The sequence below is a fragment of the Longimicrobiaceae bacterium genome (genome assembly GCA_035696245.1).
Classification (GTDB): Bacteria; Gemmatimonadota; Gemmatimonadetes; order Longimicrobiales; family Longimicrobiaceae; genus DASRQW01.
In genome coordinates this window covers 1-17105 of record DASRQW010000220.1, presented here as the reverse complement: position 1 = coordinate 17105, position 17105 = coordinate 1, and the positions used below count along the sequence as shown (strand labels likewise).

Annotated in this window: 16 protein-coding genes; 3 read left to right on the top strand and 13 right to left on the bottom strand. The window is 71.2% G+C overall.

Annotated features, from left to right (window positions below; all coding sequences use genetic code 11):
- Positions 1 to 78 precede the first annotated feature (78 nt).
- The 3 genes from yhbY to VFE05_10375 form a co-directional block, all read right to left on the bottom strand.
- On the bottom strand, positions 79 to 384 hold the full coding sequence (gene yhbY / locus VFE05_10385; GenBank protein ID HET6230464.1) for a ribosome assembly RNA-binding protein YhbY: 306 nt from the start codon (positions 382 to 384) through the stop codon (positions 79 to 81).
- 40 nt (positions 385 to 424) lie between these two features.
- The gene (locus tag VFE05_10380) at positions 425 to 1765 is read right to left on the bottom strand and encodes a sensor domain-containing diguanylate cyclase (protein HET6230463.1); all 1341 of its coding nucleotides are present in this window, start codon (positions 1763 to 1765) and stop codon (positions 425 to 427) included.
- A gap of 303 nt (positions 1766 to 2068) precedes the next feature.
- Positions 2069 to 3175 carry an ATP-dependent 6-phosphofructokinase gene (locus tag VFE05_10375; GenBank protein ID HET6230462.1) on the bottom strand — a complete coding sequence of 369 codons (1107 nt, stop codon included), beginning with the start codon at positions 3173 to 3175 and terminating at the stop codon, positions 2069 to 2071.
- A gap of 195 nt (positions 3176 to 3370) precedes the next feature.
- Between VFE05_10375 and VFE05_10370 the strand changes: the two genes are divergently transcribed.
- Positions 3371 to 3667, top strand: coding sequence for a metal-sulfur cluster assembly factor (locus tag VFE05_10370; GenBank protein ID HET6230461.1), 297 nt, complete (start codon positions 3371 to 3373; stop codon positions 3665 to 3667).
- Between the two features lie 184 nt (positions 3668 to 3851).
- On the top strand, positions 3852 to 4325 hold the full coding sequence (locus VFE05_10365) for a plastocyanin/azurin family copper-binding protein (protein HET6230460.1): 474 nt from the start codon (positions 3852 to 3854) through the stop codon (positions 4323 to 4325).
- A 648-nt stretch (positions 4326 to 4973) separates the two neighbouring features.
- Here the strand turns inward: VFE05_10365 and VFE05_10360 are convergent.
- The 9 genes from VFE05_10360 to VFE05_10320 form a co-directional block, all read right to left on the bottom strand.
- Positions 4974 to 6977 (bottom strand): M1 family aminopeptidase, encoded by a 2004-nt coding sequence (locus VFE05_10360; GenBank protein HET6230459.1) that lies wholly within the window; start codon positions 6975 to 6977, stop codon positions 4974 to 4976.
- A 198-nt stretch (positions 6978 to 7175) separates the two neighbouring features.
- Entirely contained in the window at positions 7176 to 7433 is a 258-nt protein-coding gene (locus VFE05_10355) for a hypothetical protein (protein ID HET6230458.1), read from the bottom strand.
- A gap of 136 nt (positions 7434 to 7569) precedes the next feature.
- Positions 7570 to 8739, bottom strand: coding sequence for an IS4 family transposase (locus VFE05_10350; protein HET6230457.1), 1170 nt, complete (start codon positions 8737 to 8739; stop codon positions 7570 to 7572).
- A 234-nt stretch (positions 8740 to 8973) separates the two neighbouring features.
- Positions 8974 to 11061 (bottom strand): M13 family metallopeptidase, encoded by a 2088-nt coding sequence (locus VFE05_10345; protein HET6230456.1) that lies wholly within the window; start codon positions 11059 to 11061, stop codon positions 8974 to 8976.
- Positions 11062 to 11520: 459 nt separating this feature from the next.
- Positions 11521 to 12024: a GNAT family N-acetyltransferase gene (locus VFE05_10340; protein ID HET6230455.1), complete on the bottom strand. Its 504-nt coding sequence runs from the start codon at positions 12022 to 12024 to the stop codon at positions 11521 to 11523.
- A 263-nt stretch (positions 12025 to 12287) separates the two neighbouring features.
- Positions 12288 to 13460 carry an acetoin utilization protein AcuC gene (locus tag VFE05_10335; GenBank protein ID HET6230454.1) on the bottom strand — a complete coding sequence of 391 codons (1173 nt, stop codon included), beginning with the start codon at positions 13458 to 13460 and terminating at the stop codon, positions 12288 to 12290.
- Complete coding sequence (locus tag VFE05_10330; protein ID HET6230453.1) at positions 13457 to 14128, bottom strand: CBS and ACT domain-containing protein; 672 nt, start codon at positions 14126 to 14128, stop codon at positions 13457 to 13459. The genes VFE05_10335 and VFE05_10330 overlap by 4 nt, the downstream gene beginning before the upstream one ends.
- A gap of 412 nt (positions 14129 to 14540) precedes the next feature.
- Positions 14541 to 14984 carry a DUF3293 domain-containing protein gene (locus tag VFE05_10325; protein HET6230452.1) on the bottom strand — a complete coding sequence of 148 codons (444 nt, stop codon included), beginning with the start codon at positions 14982 to 14984 and terminating at the stop codon, positions 14541 to 14543.
- A 7-nt stretch (positions 14985 to 14991) separates the two neighbouring features.
- On the bottom strand, positions 14992 to 15453 hold the full coding sequence (locus tag VFE05_10320) for a hypothetical protein (protein HET6230451.1): 462 nt from the start codon (positions 15451 to 15453) through the stop codon (positions 14992 to 14994).
- A gap of 173 nt (positions 15454 to 15626) precedes the next feature.
- Between VFE05_10320 and VFE05_10315 the strand changes: the two genes are divergently transcribed.
- On the top strand, positions 15627 to 16718 hold the full coding sequence (locus VFE05_10315) for a serine/threonine-protein kinase (GenBank protein HET6230450.1): 1092 nt from the start codon (positions 15627 to 15629) through the stop codon (positions 16716 to 16718).
- A 178-nt stretch (positions 16719 to 16896) separates the two neighbouring features.
- On the opposite strand, the gene VFE05_10310 is transcribed toward VFE05_10315, so the two are convergent.
- Positions 16897 to 17105: hypothetical protein (locus VFE05_10310; GenBank protein ID HET6230449.1), on the bottom strand; the 209-nt coding region annotated here is incomplete at its 5' end.

The window sequence follows — 17105 nt, the reverse complement described above, 5'->3', positions numbered from 1 at the left end:
AACAGAGCGGCTCCGTCGCCGTGATGGCCGGCGGAGCCGCTTTGGTGTTTCGAGCGCGGGGATGCGCATCTCCCGAAGTCAGGCGCGGGGGAGCTGGATCTCCGGCTTGTCGGGGTCGGGGCGGTAGAGGACGGCGGTGCGGCCGATGGTCTGCACGACGACGGCGCCGGGGATGCGGCCGGCCAGCTCCTCGCCGGCTTCGCGCACGGGCGCGGGGGCGGCCTCCTGCACTTTGACCTTGAGCAGCTCGCGAGTGTTGAACGCCTCCTCGAGCGCGTGGACGGCGGCGTCGGTCACGCCTTCCTTGCCCACGTGCAGCACGGGCTTGAGGTGGTGGGCCAGGGAGCGCAGGTGCGCGCGCTGCTTGGGGCTGAGCGGTGTTATGGGAGCCTCGGTACGGTTCGGTTGTGGAGTGCGCGGCGGCTCAGGCCGCCTCTACGCGGTTGCGGCCGCGGGCCTTGGCCTGGTACAGCGCCCGGTCGGCGGCGCGTATCAGGTCGGCGGGCTCGCCGGCGTCGTCGGGGAACGAGGCGAGTCCGAAGCTGGCGGTCATCGCCCGCGGCACCTCGGCGTTGGGCGGCAGCGACTCGATGAGCAGGCGCAGGCGCTCGGCAAGCAGCTTGGCCTCTTCCTTGTCCTTCTCCGGGAAGATGAGCGCGAACTCCTCGCCGCCGTACCGGCACGCGCTGTCGCTGGTCTGAAAGGCGTGGCGCACGGCGCGGCCGATGCGCTGCAGCGCGTGGTCGCCCACCTCGTGCCCGAAGTCGTCGTTGACGTGCTTGAAGTGGTCGATGTCCAGCAGGACCACCGAGAGCGGTCGCCCGTGGCGTTTGGCGCGGGCGAACTCGACCGTGAGGATCTCGTCGAACCCCCGGCGGTTGTGGCAGCCCGTGAGCGGGTCGATGGTGGCCTGCGCGCGCAGCCGGTCCACCAGCTCGGCATTGCGGAGCGCGATGGCCGACGAGTCGGCGAGGGCGCGCAGTAGGGCCAGGTCGTGCGGCTCGTACGGCGCCTCGGTCATGCGCTTGCCCAGGATGAGCAGCCCCGCGCCGCCGTCGCCGAAGTCGAGGGGCGCCACGACGGCCACCTCGGCGGGCACGTGGTCGCGGATCTCGGCGTCTTCGCTGGGGATGACGGGCGGCTCGCCGGGCGCGGCGATCTGGCGGACGACGCGCGCGGGGATGGCGTAGGCGACGCTCTCGCCACGCAGCGAGCGAACGGCGCGGCAGGTGTACTGCTCGCCGTCGGTGTGGTACAGCGCGGCCCACCAGGCGAAGAAGACCTCGCCCACCGAGTCCAGCACCAGGCGCTCGGTCTCCTCGGCGCCGCGGACGACGGCGAGGGTGCGGGCGACCTGCTGGAGCGCGGTGAGGTGGAAGCGCAGCTGGTCCAGCTCCAGCGCCTGCGCGGCGCGCTGCTCCTGGATCTGCCAGATGCGCTCCATCTGCCCCGCCACGGCGTCGCGGACGTCGGCGGGGAGGGCGGCGGCGCGCGCCTCGCCCACCCACAGCTCGCCCTCGCCGCCGGGGGCGGGAAAGCGGAGCAGCGGCGCCAGCCCCTCGCGCGCGTCGCCCACGGAGAGCGGCACGGGGCGGGTGGGCACGCCGATCCACGCCGGCCCGCCGGTCACGCGGCGCGCGGCCTCCACGCAGGCGGCGGCTACCGCGTCTGGCGCGCCCTGGAGCGGCACGGCGGCGAAGGCGAGCGCGACCTGCGCGGCGGGGTGAACGCCGGGAAGGGCGGCCGTCGCAGCTTCGTCGCGCATTCGCGGCTGGGTCGTTGCAGGCATCGGGATGTGCTGGGGGATGCGGCGCCGGGAGTGCGGCACCGGTGCGGTGCTGCGGCGACGGTCCGCGGCTGCTGGAGCGCCGCGCCGGCCACAGGGGCGCGGCCGGGCGCGATGCATCATGTGTTCCACGCCACTTCTCGGGTGGCTTTTCGGCGCGCCTGCTGGGCTGCCGGTACCGACCGGGCGTAACCTGCCGAACGTTCGTCCGGGAAAATCCCTCGAATCGTGCAGAATCCGCGGGTCCGCCGAGCGTATCGCGCGTGCGGAGATGCGGTCGCGTCAGTCGCCGAAGGAGACGCCGAGCTGGCGGGCGGCCTGCATCATGTCGCCCTCCAGCGGCACGCGCTTGAGCTCGCCCACGGCGTCGCCCAGAGGGACCGAGCGGACGCTGCCGCCCTGGAGCGCGACCATGGTGCCCAGCTCCCCCTCGCGGATGCAGCGCACGGCGGCGGCGCCGAAGCGCAGTGCCAGGTTGCGGTCGTACGCGATGGGGCTGCCGCCGCGCTGGATGTGGCCCAGCACCAGGCTGCGCGTCTCCTTGCCCGTGGCGGCCTCGATCTCCACCGCCAGCCGGTCGGCGATGCCGCCGTAGCGGCCGGTGGGGTCGGCGTAGCTGGGCGAGCCGTTGGCCGGGTGCGCGCCCTCGGCGACCACCACGATGCTGAAGCGCCGGCGGGCGGCGTCGCGGCCGCGCACCTTGTCTGCGATGCGGTCGACCGAGTACGGGATCTCGGGCAGCAGGATCACGTCGGCGCCGCCGGCCAGGCCGGACTCGAGCGCGATCCAGCCGGTGTGGCGCCCCATCACCTGCACGATCATGCAGCGCTGGTGCGCCTCGGCGGTGGAGTGCAGCCGGTCGATGGCGTCGGTGGCGACCTCGACCGCGGTCTGGAAGCCGAAGGTGAGGTCGGTGGCGCGCAGGTCGTTGTCGATCGTCTTGGGCACGCCCACCACTGGCAGCCCCTTGGCGTGCAGGGCGTGCGCGATGTTGAGCGAGCCGTCGCCGCCGATGGCGATGAGCGCGTCGATGCGCAGCTCGCGGAAGCGGTCCACGATCTCCTGCGAGCGGTCCTCGGTGCCCCAGGTGCCGTCTGGCTGCTTGACCTCCAGCCCGAACGGGTTCCCGCGCGTGGTGGTGCCCAGGATGGTGCCGCCCAGGTGGTGGATGCCGCGCACGGCGTGGGCGTTGAGCGGGAAGATGCCCGGCTCGTCGTCGACCTCGTCCTCCAGCAGGCCCATGTAGCCGCGGCGGATGCCCAGCACCTCCCACCCTTCCCGGAGCGCGGCCAAGGTCGCCGCGCGGATCACGGCGTTGAGGCCCGGAGCGTCTCCGCCGCCGGTGTTGATGGCGATGCGGCGCACGGGCGTGGGGTCGGGACGGGTCACGGTCGGCTTCTGCGTCTGTCGTTGCGGCGGCGGGCGGCCCTGCGAACGGATGTTCCGCCGCGGGCCGCCGACAAGATACTGCTACGGGCGGCGGTGGCAAGCGGCACCCACATGCCATTGACAGCACCGCCGCGCAAGGGCTATGCTGCGGCCCGCGGAGCCCTCTCCGCAAGAACCTAACCCACGAGCCGAACGATGGTTACCGAAGCAGCCGTGAAGAAGGCCCTCCGCAAGGTCAAGGACCCGGAGATGCACCTGGACCTGGTGGTGCTGGGCCTCATCTACGACATCCGGATCGACGGCGGGCGGGTGGACGTGACCATGACGCTCACCTCGCCCGGCTGCCCCGTGGCGGGCGACATCCTGGACCAGGCGCGCGCCGCGGTCGAGGGCGTGGAAGGCGTGGAGCAGGCCGACGTGGAGCTGACCTTCAGCCCGCCGTGGACCAAGGAGCGCATCCCGCTCACCATCCGCGCTGCGCTGGGCATGTGACACCGAGGCGGGGTTGCGGCAGCGGCCCCGGCGGGTACCTTGTGGGGCGATCTCCCACGCGGGGCGGGGGATCGCACCGGTGCGGGCCGCGCGTTTCCCGACTGCGCGGTGGCCCGCCGGACGGTAGATTCACGGCATCCAGCGGCATTCTGGATCGGAACGAACTCAAGCTCAGGAGAGACACATGTCCAGCTTCAAGCGCGAACTTCTCAAGCTTCCCGCGCTGGGACTGATCGTTCTCGCGGCCGCGTGCGGCGGCGGCGACAAGGCCGGCAGCGGCGAGCAGGCGGCCCCCGCGGCCGACACGGGCACGGCGGCGGCTGCCCCGGCGGCGGCGGCACCCGCGGCGGCCGGCAACACCATCGAGGTGAAGATGGTGACCACGCAGAGCGGCGCGGCGGGCCAGTTCCAGCCGTCGGAGATCACCGCCAAGAAGGGCGACGTGATCCACTTCGTGAGCGACGGCGGCGCGCAGCACAACGTCGACTTCACGGCGGCCGAGAACCCCGGAGCGGCGAACCTGCCCGCGCCCAGCCCGTACCTGGCCGCGCCCGGCCAGAGCTACGACCTGCAGGTGACCATGGACGCGGGCACGTACAAGTTCCAGTGCGACCCGCACGCGCCCATGGGCATGAAGGGCACGCTCACCGTCCAGTAAGCTTTTTCGCTGGATGGAGTTGGGGGAGTAGGATAGAGCGTAGCTGAAGGTTGATCGGTACACGACGGGGAGCCATCCATGGCGGGTGGCTCCCCGTTCGTCGTTCCGGCCGGCGGGCGAAGGTGCGCTTCGGATGGGCCGCTCCGGAGCCGGCCGGGCGGTACTGCTTGCCCGTCCGTCTCCTACGCGGGGTCGGGGAGCCTCCTCCTCCGGCCAACGGTACTGCTGTTGGCCTCCGTCCGGGGTCTCCCCGCCCCGGCGTGAGCCCGGCGAAACCGCCCGCCGGTCTCTCGCCGCACATCTTCTTTTGGGAACGGCGGAACGGCGCCGCGCCGACAACCTTGTCCGCTCGGCACCGTTCCTCGCATCGGATGATCGTGCCGTCGCTCATTCGATTTCGTTCGCCGTCCCCACCCCGGCCCGACACGCAGGTCGGGCCCTACCGGCGAGAGGCGCCCGTCGTGCGGTGCCCGCTGCGCATCTGCCGTGATGTCGCGGGCCGACGCGGCGGCTCATCGACCTTGCCGCCTATCTGCTCAACCCACCTCTTCCCCGCATCTACCGCATCTACCGCATCTACCGCATCTACCGCATCTACCGCATCTACCGCATCTACCGCATCTACCGCATCTACCGCATCTACCGCATCTACGGATTGGGGGCGGTCCAGACGTTGTTGCGGCGGTTGGTGTCGGGGAAGAGCTGCTCGGGGTCGATCTCCACACGGACGGCGCGGGCGGTGGCGGGGATCGTGACGCTCACCGTGCGGCGGCGGTCGACGGCGAACCGCTCGCCGGGGATGGTGGCGCGGGCCGTCGTGCCGTCCGCCAGCGTGGCGACGACGATCGCGGGGGCGGGTGCATCGCCCAGGTCGCGCACGGTGACGGTGACGCCGCCGGGCGCCTGCGTGACCGCGCCCACCGCCTGGTCCAGCGTGGCGGTGCGGAACCACCACGGCTCGATGAACCAGTCCAGGTCGCGCCCGCTCACCCGTTCGAAGGTGTCGAAGAAGTCCCACGGGTACGGGTGCTTCAGCAGCCAATCGCGCGAGTACGTGCGCATGGCCAGGCGGTACACCGAGTCGCCGACGACGGCGTTCAGCGAGCGCAGCACGGTGCCGGGCTTGAAGTACGCCGCGATGCCGCTGGCGGGCTCCTTCACGTCGTCGATAGGGTGCATCATGGGCACCTCGGCCTTGCTGCGCGCGATGCCCAGGTACGCGGCCCGCGGCTCCTCCCAGGGGTCGCTGCCGGGGAAGTAGTCGGCCGTGGCGCGGGCCTCGTCGTAGGTGTTGATGCCCTCGTCCATCCACGCAAACGCGCTCTCGTCCGGCCCCACCATCATGGGGAACCACTCGTGCCCCACCTCGTGCGCGATCACCGCCTCCAGCTCGCGCGAACTGCTGGGCCGGCCGATGAAGACGAGCTGCGGGTACTCCATCCCGTACTCCGGCCCCTCGCTCACCGTGACCTGCGGGTAGATGTACGGGATGAGCAGCCGGCTGAGGAAGCCCACCGCGTGCTGCCCGTACCGCGCGGAGAGCCCCCAGCCCGGCGCGCCGCGGCGGTAGAGCGAGTGCACGGCCACCGTCCGGCTGGTGCCGCCGTCCTGCGGGATCGTGGCGCGGGTGGCGTCCCACAGGTAGCGGTCGGACGTGGCGAAGGCGAAGTCGCGCACGTCGCGCGCGGAGAAGCGCCACGTCGTGCGCCCGTCCGCGCCGCGTAGCGTGGCGCGCGAGCCCAGGTCGGCGCTGGTGAGGACGTGGACGACGGTGTCGCCGGACAGCGCCAGGTCCAGGCGGCGGCGCGTCTCCGGCGGCAGAACCTCGTCCGCATTCCGGAGCGTGCCCGTGGCGCCCACGATCCACCCCGCCGGCAGGGTGAGGTCCACGTCGAAGTCGCCGTACTCCAGGTAGAACTCGCTGTTGCCGGTGTACGGCGTCACGTCGGGGCCCGCCACGTCGTCGTACGTGGCGACCTGCGGATACCACTGCGCGACCTGGAACACGCGGCCACCCAGGGCGTCCTCCCACCCGGTCCGCGGCGCGCCCGCGGGGGGCACCTTGAAGTGCCAGTCGATCTCGAACGTCACGCTGTCGCCGCTCGCCACGGGCTGCGGGAGGACGACGACGCCCATCGTGCCGTCCACCCCGTAGCCGGTGGGCAGCGGCGTGCCGCTCTTCGCCGCCTCCATCGCCGCCTGGGGGATGGCGGACAGTGCCCGCCCGCCCACCGCCACGCGCTCCAGCGCGAGCCCGCCGGTGTTGAGCGGGTTCTGCGCGGTCAGGTAGTGCGACGAGAAGAGGTTCTGGTAGAGGTTGAAGAGCACCGCGGGCAGCGGCCCCGGCGCGTGGTTCACGTACACGATGCGCTCGTGCCCCCGCAGCGCGGCCGTGTGCGGCTCCAGCTCCGCGCGGATCTCGTAGCGCACGCGCTGCTGCCAGTAGCGGGGCCCCGGCTGCCCCGTGGCCGTCCGCGTGCCGCGCTGCACGGCGTCGCGAAAGCTCTGCGGCACCGGGATGGCCCGCGGCGCCGGGCGCTCCACGCTGTCACCGGGCGCGGGCGATGGCCCGGCGGACGGCCGCGTGGCGGGAGCGCAAGCGACGGGCGCGAGCGCCAGCGCGAGCACGGAACGGACGACGAGTCTGCGCAAGCGGATCTCTCCGTGTGTGGTGTTGGGTGCCATATCTTCGGCCGGCGCGGCTGCAAGGTTGGCGCCCGTGCGGCCCTCCCATCGCGCGAGACCGTCGCCGCGCGACGGAGGGCGGACCCGCCTGTCGGCCCGGTCGAGACGCGAAGATGGCCAGTCTCGGGAGGATGTGGCTCGGGGTTTCGGTAGATGCGAGGCGTGCTACGGGTGGCCCACGGGGGTGCCCGGCGTGGGCCGGCCGTCCGGTGTCTTCGCCGTGGGGGCGGTGGCCGCTCCTGCAGCGGTGGCGTCGCCCTTCGCGGTGTCCGCGGCGGCGGCAGATGCGCCCGCGTCCGTCTCGGGAGATGCGGGGACGGCGACGCGGCGCGCGACCCACAGCAGGATCGCCAGCGCGGCGATGCCGAGCAGCCACCGGAGCGCCTTGCCTCTGCGTCCGTGAACGGCGCCTCTGTACTTCACCCGTGCCTCCATCGTGTGTGCCGGATCGTGGGGGAGAGCGATGCGCATCTCCCGTGCTTTCCCGGCGCCCTGCCGCAAGAGACGAACCGGCGGGCGCCGACCCCGCATCTCCCCAGCCGTCCCCACAAGTGTCCGGCTATAAGTCGAAGAGCAGCAACTGCTTGCAAGTCGATTCCTGCGATATTCGGGACTTTGCAGGCGAAAACGTATCTCCTAGCTCAGTTTTCTCGAAGAGGCTGACGCTGAGGATCTGTAGCATTGTGTAGAGATTGAGCTCGGTCTGAAGGCGCTTCTTGAGGATGGCGACGAGCACGTAGGAGGAGATGGCAATCCAGATCTGTGTGCGTACGGCGTTGTCGGAAGTGCCGTAGAACGCCTTGATACGCAGGTGCTGCTTGATCCACTTGAAGAAAAGCTCCACCTGCCAGCGGCATCGATACAGCTCGGCAATCTCCCAGGCGCTCAGGACAAAGTTGTTGGTCAGCAACGTGATGCGCCTGCCACTTACCGGATCGCGGGAGCGGACGCGCCGCAAGGGGTCCGGGTAGCCGTCGCGCGAGCGCGGGGTGACGAGCGAGATGGTCTGGTCGCAGAGCAGCCCGGTGGAGCGATCCACCTCGTGGGAGTAGCGGCGCTGGAAGCGCAGGTTCTTCTTGGCACGGACGACGAAGCTGGCCTGGGCGCGTGTGAAGCGATGCAGACGGGCGAAGTCCACGTAGCCGCGGTCCATCACGTAGATCGCGCCGGCCTCCAGGGGCAGCTCGTCGAAGAGCGAGACGTCCGAAGTGCGGGCCGGAGTGATCCTCAGGAAAGAGGGGATGCTGCCTTTGAGGTCGAGCAGCGTGTGGAGCTTGATGCCCGCCTTCGTCCGCCGGAACGGTGCCCAGGGGAAGAGGGAGAGGCACAGGCCGATCGTGGTGGAGTCGAGCGCGTAGACCGTCTCCTCCAGGGTCACGCCGAAGTCGTCTTCCGCGTAGAGGAGCCTGGCTTCGGCGATCAGCACCTGCGCGAAATCCGCGTAGATACGCCAGTCTCGCCTCTCGTTGGCGTCGGCCAGCGTGGATCGGGAGACTAGGCTGCGGATGCCCATGTGGTAGAGCCGCTCCGGGACCGCACCCAAGCATGCTTCGATGTCGCGCAAGCTCTCGCGATAGGTGAGCTGGGCGAAGACCATGCACAGGAACTGATCCCAGCACGTGAAGCGGCGGGCACGACGCACGCCTGGATACCGGGCCACACAATGCTGAAACGCCTTGTGAGGAGCATGCGCGATCACCTGCGCGAAGACAGTACGTCCCTGGTTCATCAGGCCTCTCCTGTACACGAGATGCGACAGGATGGGCTCGGCAAGCGCTCAGTTCAAATCGTTCTCGCTTCGTGGGTCCGGTAACCAGAGCAATCGCCACCGCTTACACGAGTTCGCCGCTTTCTTAACCGGACACTACTGAGCCGTCCCACGAAAAAGAGCACCCCCGCCACGACGGCGGAGGTGCTCTCGTACTCTTCCGATCCGCGCCTCGTCAGACGGAGGGCGCCGGGATCACCAGATCGACGGGATCTCGTTTGCCGGGCGCACCATCGGGTCGCCGGCCTTGCAGCCGAACGCCGCGGCGAACGACGGCATGTTCGAGAGCGGTCCGTTCACGCGCCACCGCTCCGGCGCGTGCGGATCCACCGTGACGCGGTTGCGCATGGCTTCTGGCCGCGTGTTGCTGCGCCAGCTCTGCGCGTAGCCGATGAAGAAGCGCTGCTCGGGCGTGAAGCCCTCGATGGGGGCGGGGCGCCCGTTGCGCTGGAGGGCGCGCTGGAGCGCGTCGTACGCGGTGAGCAGGCCGCCGTAGTCGGCGATGTTTTCGCCCAGCGTGAGGCGGCCGTTCACGTGGAAGGTGTCGACCTGCACGTAGCGGTTGAACTGCTCGGCCACGCGCGTGGCCTGCTGCGAGAAGTGCACCGAGTCCCCCGGCGTCCACCAGTCGCGCAGGTTGCCGCGGGCGTCGTAGTGGCGGCCCTCGTCGTCGAAGCCGTGCGTGAGCTCGTGGCCCGCCCAGCTGCCGCCCAGCGCGCCGTAGTTGGCGGCGTCGTCGGCGTTGGGGTCGAAGGTCTGCGGCGCCAGCGCGCCCGCGGGGAAGACCATCTCGTTCTTGGTGGGGTCGTAGTACGCGTTGACGGTGGGCACCGTCATCTCCCACTCGGTCTTGTCCACCGGCTGGCCTGGGCGGTTGGCCGTGCGCTGCGCCTCGAACGCGCTGGCGCGCACGAGGTTGGAGTAGAACGGCCCCTCCGCCACCTGAAGCCGGGAGTAGTCGCGCCACTGCTCGGGATAGCCCACCTTCTCGTTCATCTGGGCCAGCTTGTCGAGCGCGCGGGCGCGGGTGGTGTCGGACATCCAGTCCAGGTGGCGGATGCGCTCGCCGAACGAGGCGCGGATGTCGTCGATGACGGCGCGGGCGCGGTCGCGGGCCTGCGGCGGGAAGGTCTTGGCGACGTACGCCTCGCCCAGCGCCTCGCCGATGGTGCCGTCGGTGGCGCGTAGGCATCGCTTCCAGCGCGGCAGCAGCTGGCGCGCGCCGGTGAAGCGCGCGCCGAACGCGAAGTTCTCCTGCACGAACGGCGTGCTCAGCCACGGCGCGGCGTCGCTGAGTGCGTGATAGCGCAGGTACGCCTTCCACTGCGGCAGCGGCGCGCCGGCGAGCAGCGTGCCCACGCGGCGCACGAACTCCGGCTGCGTCACGTTCACGCGCTGCACGGGCGCGGCGATGCCCATGGCGGCGAAGTACGCGGCCCAGTCCACGTTCGGCGCCAGCGAGCGGAGCTGCGACACCGGCATGGGGTGGTCCGTCGCCGCGGGGTCGCGCTGCGCCACGCGGGTCAGGGTGGCCCGCGCCATCTCCGTCTCCAGCGCCATCACCTGGCGCGCGTCGGCCTGCGCGGCGGCGGCGGGCTGGCCTGCCAGGGTGAAGAGGCGCGCAACGTGGGCCACGTACGCCCGGCGCAGCGAGTCTGCCGCCGGCCCGGTGTTGAAGTAGTAGTCGCGGTCGGGCAGCCCCAGCCCGCCGGCATGCACGGCGGCGATGTAGTGCGCGGCGTCGTGCGCGTCGACGTCGGGGTTGTAGGAGAAGACGACGTTGGAGCCGGCGAGCTGCTGGGCCGCGATCTCGCGCAGCAGCCCGGCCCGCGTGCCCACCCCGGCGATGCGCGCCAGCGAGGGACGCACGGGGTCGGCGCCGGCGCGCTCGATGGCGGTGGAGTCCATGCAGCTTCCGTAGAAGGTGCCCAGCTTGCGCTCGGTGCTGCTCTCCGGGAGCGTCGCGCGCTTGGCCATCGCGTCGTCCAGCACGGACCGCACGACCAGCTCGTTGCGGTCGCTCATGTCGCGCCCCACGCCCGAGGTGGAGTACGCGGCGGGGATGGTGTCGTGCCCCAGCCAGCCGCCGTTCGCGAACTGGAAGAAGTCGGTGCAGGCGTTGGCAGAGCGGTCCATGTACGCCACGTCCACCACCTTCAGCGGCGGCGGGGCGGCGTTCATGGCGCCCTGCGCCGCGGCGGCGCACGGGGCGAGCGCCGCCATCGCGGCGGCGAGGGCGAGCGCGCGCGAGGCTCCGCGCGGCGACGGGTGTGACGGGATCATTCGCATGGGGTGAAGAGGGTGGAGGTGAAGATCCGCTGATTCAGGCGAACGTAGTTGCTCGCGAGGGAAGGGGGAAGGCCCTCACCCGGCTCGCAAGGCTCGCCTGCCCTCCCCCGCAAGCTGGGGAAGGCGCGGCTGTGTCACATGTTGGGGCCTTCGCGCTCTGCGAGCGGGCTCCCCGCCGCCGGTGCTCGGGCGACTCGCGCCGCGCGCTGCTGGAGGGCGGGTCGACCGAGTCCCGTGCGGCGGCGACGGACTTCGTCCGGAGGACGACCGCAGTTCGTAGCCGGGCGTTCGTACACCCGGCGAGGCCGGGATGCTCGTCGTGGCAATAGACAAGCGGAATTTGTCGCCGGTTGGAGGCGGTCGGCGGAAGGTGCGTCGCGATGTTTGGCAGGGTTGCGCGCCGGGAGTGCGGCTTCGGGTTGGGACGGGAGATGGAGCGTCGGCGAGCGGGTGCTACAACTCCATCTCCATTTCCAGCTCGGGGGAGTAGATGGTGCCCGGGCGGAAGCGGAAGCCGGCCTTCTCGTAGGAGCGTAGCGCGGGCCGGTTCCCGGGCTCCACCGAGAGCCAGAGGCGGTCCAGGCGCATGGTGCGCGCGATCTCGGCCGAGCGGCGGTTGACCTGCGTGCCCAGGCCCTTCCCCCGCACGTCCTGGTGCAGGAAGATGGCGTACTCGCGCATGCCCTCGCGCTCAGTGGGCATCAGCAGCGCGTGACCCACGAGGCGCCCGTCGGTCTCCACGATCAGGTGGGTGCCGCCGGGCAGCACGTGGTCCAGCCACCGGCGCACGCGCACCGGCCCCTCGGGCGGCAGGCCCTGCGCGGCGCGCTTGGGCTCGAAGCCGGCGTAGAACTCTTCGAGGCTCGCCCTGTCGCCGGGCGCCATGGGCCGAACGGTGAACACGCGGCCCTCCTTGTCGGTGCAGTTGTGGTCGGAGAAGATGCGGTCTATGGGCACGGTCCTCACTTCGCGTACGGCTTCGGCGGGAGATGCGGTCGCGTGCGCTGCATCCGCCGGTGAGACGGGAGAGCGCGGATGCACCGCACCTGTCGGCCCACCATCTCTCGAACGCACGTCATCTACCGAAAGCACTACATCTACCGAAGACACTTCATCTACCGAAGGCACTTCATCTACCGAAGGCACTTCATCGAGCGCCGCCGCGATTCCATCAGCCGGCGCTGGGTTGACGGCGGCGCCTTCCATCTGCGCGCCCATCATCAGAACCCCAATCCCCAGCCACGGAGGAGCGGCAGGGCCTGGCGGCGCAGCGATTCCAGCGTGCGGCGGTTGGTCGCCTCGATCTCGGCTCGCCGCGGCACCGGGTCGAAGTCGCCCGGCGCGTCGCGCAGGCGGTCGGGCAGCAGCTCCGGGCTCTCGCCCTGCCAGCGGTTCAGCCACTCCATCGGGACGCACTTCGCGGCTTCCTGGCCCGACAGCCCGGCCCACACCAGCGTCCACGCCCGCGGCACCACGCGCCAGATCGCGTATCCCCCGCCGCCCGTGGCGACGATGCGGCCGCCGCACAGCCGGTCGGCCACCTCGCACGTCACGCGCACCGTCTCCTCGTACAGCCGCGTAGTGCCGCGCAGGTGGGTGAGCGGGTCCAGCACGTGCCCGTCGCAGCCGTTCTGGAGCACGATCACGTCGGGCTGGAACGCCTCGGCCGCCTCGGTGAACGACCTGGTGTAGAGGTCGATCCACGACTCGTCTTCGGTGAACGCGTCGAGCGGCAGGTTCAGCGAGTAGCCGTAGCCCTCGCCGTCGCCCAGCTCGTCCACGAAGCCGGTGCCGGGGAAGAGGTAGCGCCCGCTCTCGTGCACCGAGTAGGTGAGCACGTTCGGGTCGTCGTAGAAGATGCCCTGCACGCCGTCGCCGTGGTGCGCGTCGTAGTCCACGTACATCACCCGCGCCCCGTGCGCCTCGCGGATCCACGCGATGGCCGCCGCCAGGTCGCTGTACACGCAGAAGCCGCTGGCCCGGTCGCGGTGCGCGTGGTGCAGCCCGCCGCAGATGTTGAAGGCGCGCTGCACCTCGCCGCCCATCACCAGCTCCGCCGCGCGGATGGTGCCGCCCACCACGAGCGAGGTGACGTCGTGCATGCCGGGGAACACGGGCGTGTCGTCGGTGCCCAGGCCCCACTGCCACGCCTCGGCCGGGTCGCCGCCGCTGCTCAGCCGCTTCACGGCCTCCACGTACTCGGGCGAGTGGACGCGCAGGAGCTCGGCCTCGGTGGCGGCGCGGGTGGCGACGATGCGGTGGTCGCCGTCGTCCACCAGCCCCATCGCCTCGATGAGGGAGACGGCCAGCTCCAGGCGCTTGGGGTTGAACGGGTGGTCGGGCCGGAAGCGGTACTCCAGGACGGCGGGGTCCCAGATCAGGGCGGACTTCACTCGCCCATCCCGCGGCGCAGGTCGGTTTCGAGAGATGGCCAGCCGACCACGAACCCCGCGGCCTCCAGCGCGGCGATGGCCTCGCGCGGGTCGATGGTGGCGACGTGGACGATGGCCGTCTTGCTCGCCTGCCGCCGCGCCTGCGAGACGAGGATGCCGGTGATGTTGAGCCGCAGGTCCTCGCCCAGGACGCGGACGGCACGGGCCAGCTCGCCCGGCCGGTCGGGAAGCGACACCTCCAGGCGCGTGGAGGGCTCCACGCCACCTACCATCTCCACGAACGCGCGCAGCACGTCGGTCTCCGACAGGATGCCGATGAGGCAGTTGTTCACGTCGACCACGGGGAGCGCGCCTACGCGGCGGCGGTAGATCAGCTTTGCCGCCTCCTCCACCGCCTCGCACGGGCCCACGGTCACCACGTCGCGCGTCATCACCGCGTCCACGCGGGTGCTTTCCATGAACTCCGCCACCTCCCCGTCCGCCGTCACCAGCGGCGAGGGAGATGCGAGGCGGATGTCGCGGTCCGATACGATGCCCACGAGCTCTCCGTCTGCGACCACGGGCAGGTGGCGGATGCGGTGCTCGCGGGTGAGCCGCGCCGCGTGCGCCAGCGTGTCGCCGGGAGAGACCGCGACGGGGTCGCGGGTCATGCGGTTCTGTACGAGCATTATCTCGGCGAAAACGGGTTCGACGGGGCACCGCGTGGGCCGCCCCGCATCTCCCGGTCCATTTCAGGGGATGTGGATCTTTGCTGCGGAAGGCTTGCCGCGCTTCGTCCGCAGCCTGCGAGGATGCAGGCGGGAAGACTCGGGGTGAGCCGGCAAATCTACAGAGTCGCGCCGAGAAGGGAACAGTCTTGATTCGAGCAGAGATGAAGATCGTGCGGATGAAGCATCCGGCAATTGCGGTGCGGCGTGAAGTGGATCGCCGCACCGCATCGCCCTGGCGGCTGAAGCCGCGGGCTACCACGGCGCGAAGCCCGCCTGCGCGGGCTGCTCCCGCAGTATCGATCCGCGTCGGAGGTTGTCAGCAAGCTCACTTGCGACGCCGCTCGGCGCGTGAGTTTGCGCCTCGGCGTCGTCAGACCGGAAGCTCGTCTCCGACTTCGACACCGCAGAACCCGGCCCGTGTCGCGACGAGGGTGACGCGACCCGCGGTGTCGACCCACACGATGGCGTTCTGGCCGAAGCGTTTGCCAAGATCGACCGCCGTCGCGCGATCGACATCCACCAGGGCGAAGCCGGGCTCCGTCCAGCGCTCGGCGTCGGGGCCGGAGGGGATGGCGAGGGAGGGGAAGAAGGAGATGCGGCGCAGGCGAAGCTCGCGGAGGAGCGCCGCCTGTGCAGTTCGGTTCTGTCGTTCGGTGGTTTTCGGGTCCGACGCGGGGTTGTGCGCCGTGACGATGCCTGCGGGGCGGAGCGCCGGGTCCGCCGCGGCACCCGGGCGGACCCAGGCGACGCCGGCGGGCAGATCGACCTTCCAAGCGGTGGCGGCGTAGGCCGCCAGCAGCTCACGGCCGGTCACGCGGGAGCTACTGGAGGCGCGTCTCGCGGGCCAGCGCGCCCGAGGCGTCGTACAGCCGCAGCACGTGCGCGTGGCCGCCGAAGGTGGGGTCCACCAGCTGCACCACCACGGCGCCGCTGCGGAACAGCTCGATCATGTCCGCGCGCCCGTCGCCGTTGCGGTCGGTCCAGACGGCCACCTGGCGCGGGCCCGCCATGAAGCGCACGAAGCGCGCACGGGCGCCGCCGCGCGTGGTCTCGCCCGTGGCCTGCACCTGCGCCAGCGACACGCCGGAGACCGCATCCACCCCACGGAACCACTGGGCGAAGGTGGACTGCCAGTTCCCCTGCAGGTCGGCCATGGACGGCATGGCCGGCATCTCGTTCGTGGGCGGGGTCCACTCCGCCGCCGGCGTCTGGGCCCCGGCCTTGCCCGCGCCGAGCACCAGCACGGTGAGGCCGGCGAGCGCGGCTGCACATTGGCGTAGCATGGATCACCTTCGGCTGGGGGATGGGTTCACGATACATGCCTACCCGTGCCCGGCGCCAGGGTTCCGGCGCCGCGGGAGCGGGTACGGCCGTTGCGTAGATGCCGTGCGTGCCGGCATCACCCTGATGACGAGCGGCGCGGCCTTCGCGTCTCAACTTCTTTCATACAAGACACATGCCCGATTCGGGGATCGCCCGCGCACGCTACCAGGGCCTGGCCGCCGCGCGCCGGTGGGAGCACGAGCCCAGCGTGCCGCGCGCCCGGTTCTCGCTGGCAGTGGGCGACCGCGTGGGCGACCTGACGGTCATCGGCCACCTGGCCTGCGGCCGCGTGACCGAGCTGTACCAGGTGTGGAGCAACAAGCACTGGTGCGCGCTGACCGCCAAGCTCGTCTCGCCCGCGCACATGCGGGCGGACGGGGTGCTGCCCGCCTCGGTGCGGCGCGAGGCGCGCGTGCTGGCCAAGCTGCGCCACCCCAACATCGTGCAGCTCTTCGGCAGCGGCGAGGCCGACGGGCGGCCGTACATGCTGCTGGAGTACCTGGCCGGGCCGTCGCTCTTCGACGTTCTGGAGGGCCTTCCCAAGCGCCGCCTGCACGTGCCGGATGCGATCCGCGCCACCATGAACGTGGGCGCCGCCATCCACTACCTGCACCGCTGCGGCTACCTGTACCGCGACCTTAAGCCCGCCAACATCCACCTGCGCGAGGGCGTGCCGGTGCTGCTGGACTTCGACGTGGTGCGGCCCATCGAGCCCGCGCGGCGGCCGGCGGACCGGCTGGGGACGGCGCCGTACATGGCGCCGGAGCAGATCCGCCGCGACCCGCTGAGCCCCGCCACAGACGTGTACGGCCTGGGCGCGCTGCTGTACGAGCTGCTCACCGGCAAGTGGCCCAGCGAGCAGCCCGCCGAGGACGACGACGACGAGTGGGACGACGACGACGATGCCGATTGGGACGCCCGCGCGGCTGCCACCGCCATCTCCCCGCGCAACACCGACGGCAGCCCGCGCGCGCTCACCACGCGCGAGCTGACCACGCGGTACCCGCAGCTCACGCACCCGCCCGTGCCGCCGCACCTGCACAACCCGCAGGTCACGGGTGAGCTGGAGCGGCTGATCCTGCGCTGCCTGGACGCCGACGCGGGCAACCGGTTCCAGACTGTGTCGGGGATGCTGGCCGCGCTGGCGCCGCTGCTCAAGGGCCGCAACCGCCTGTGGCCGGAGAGCGCGCCGGTGGAGAGGCGGGCGGACACGCGGTCGCGGTAAGAGCTTCGGGGTGGATCGATGGCCCGTGATCCCCTCGTCCGGTGCGGACGGGGGGATTTTGTGCGTTTCGGAGGATGGGGGGGGGCGGGGAGCGGCCCCCTCCCCGGCCCTCCCCCAAAACTGCCTGGGGGAGGGAGAACTATTCGCGGACTGTTGATTCGTCCGGTCCGAGGAAGCTTCAGACCTTGCGGTCTTCGGGGGTGAGGGACTTGTGGATGCCGAGGGCGGCGCGCGTGCCTTCGGCGGCGGCGCGGAGGGCGAGGCGCGAGCCGGGGACGATGTCGCCCGCGGCGTAGATGCCGGAGGTGGAGGTCTGGAAGTTGGCATCCACCTTCAGGATGCCTTCCATCATCTGGTCCTCCTCGACCTCGCAGCCCAGGTCCGCGG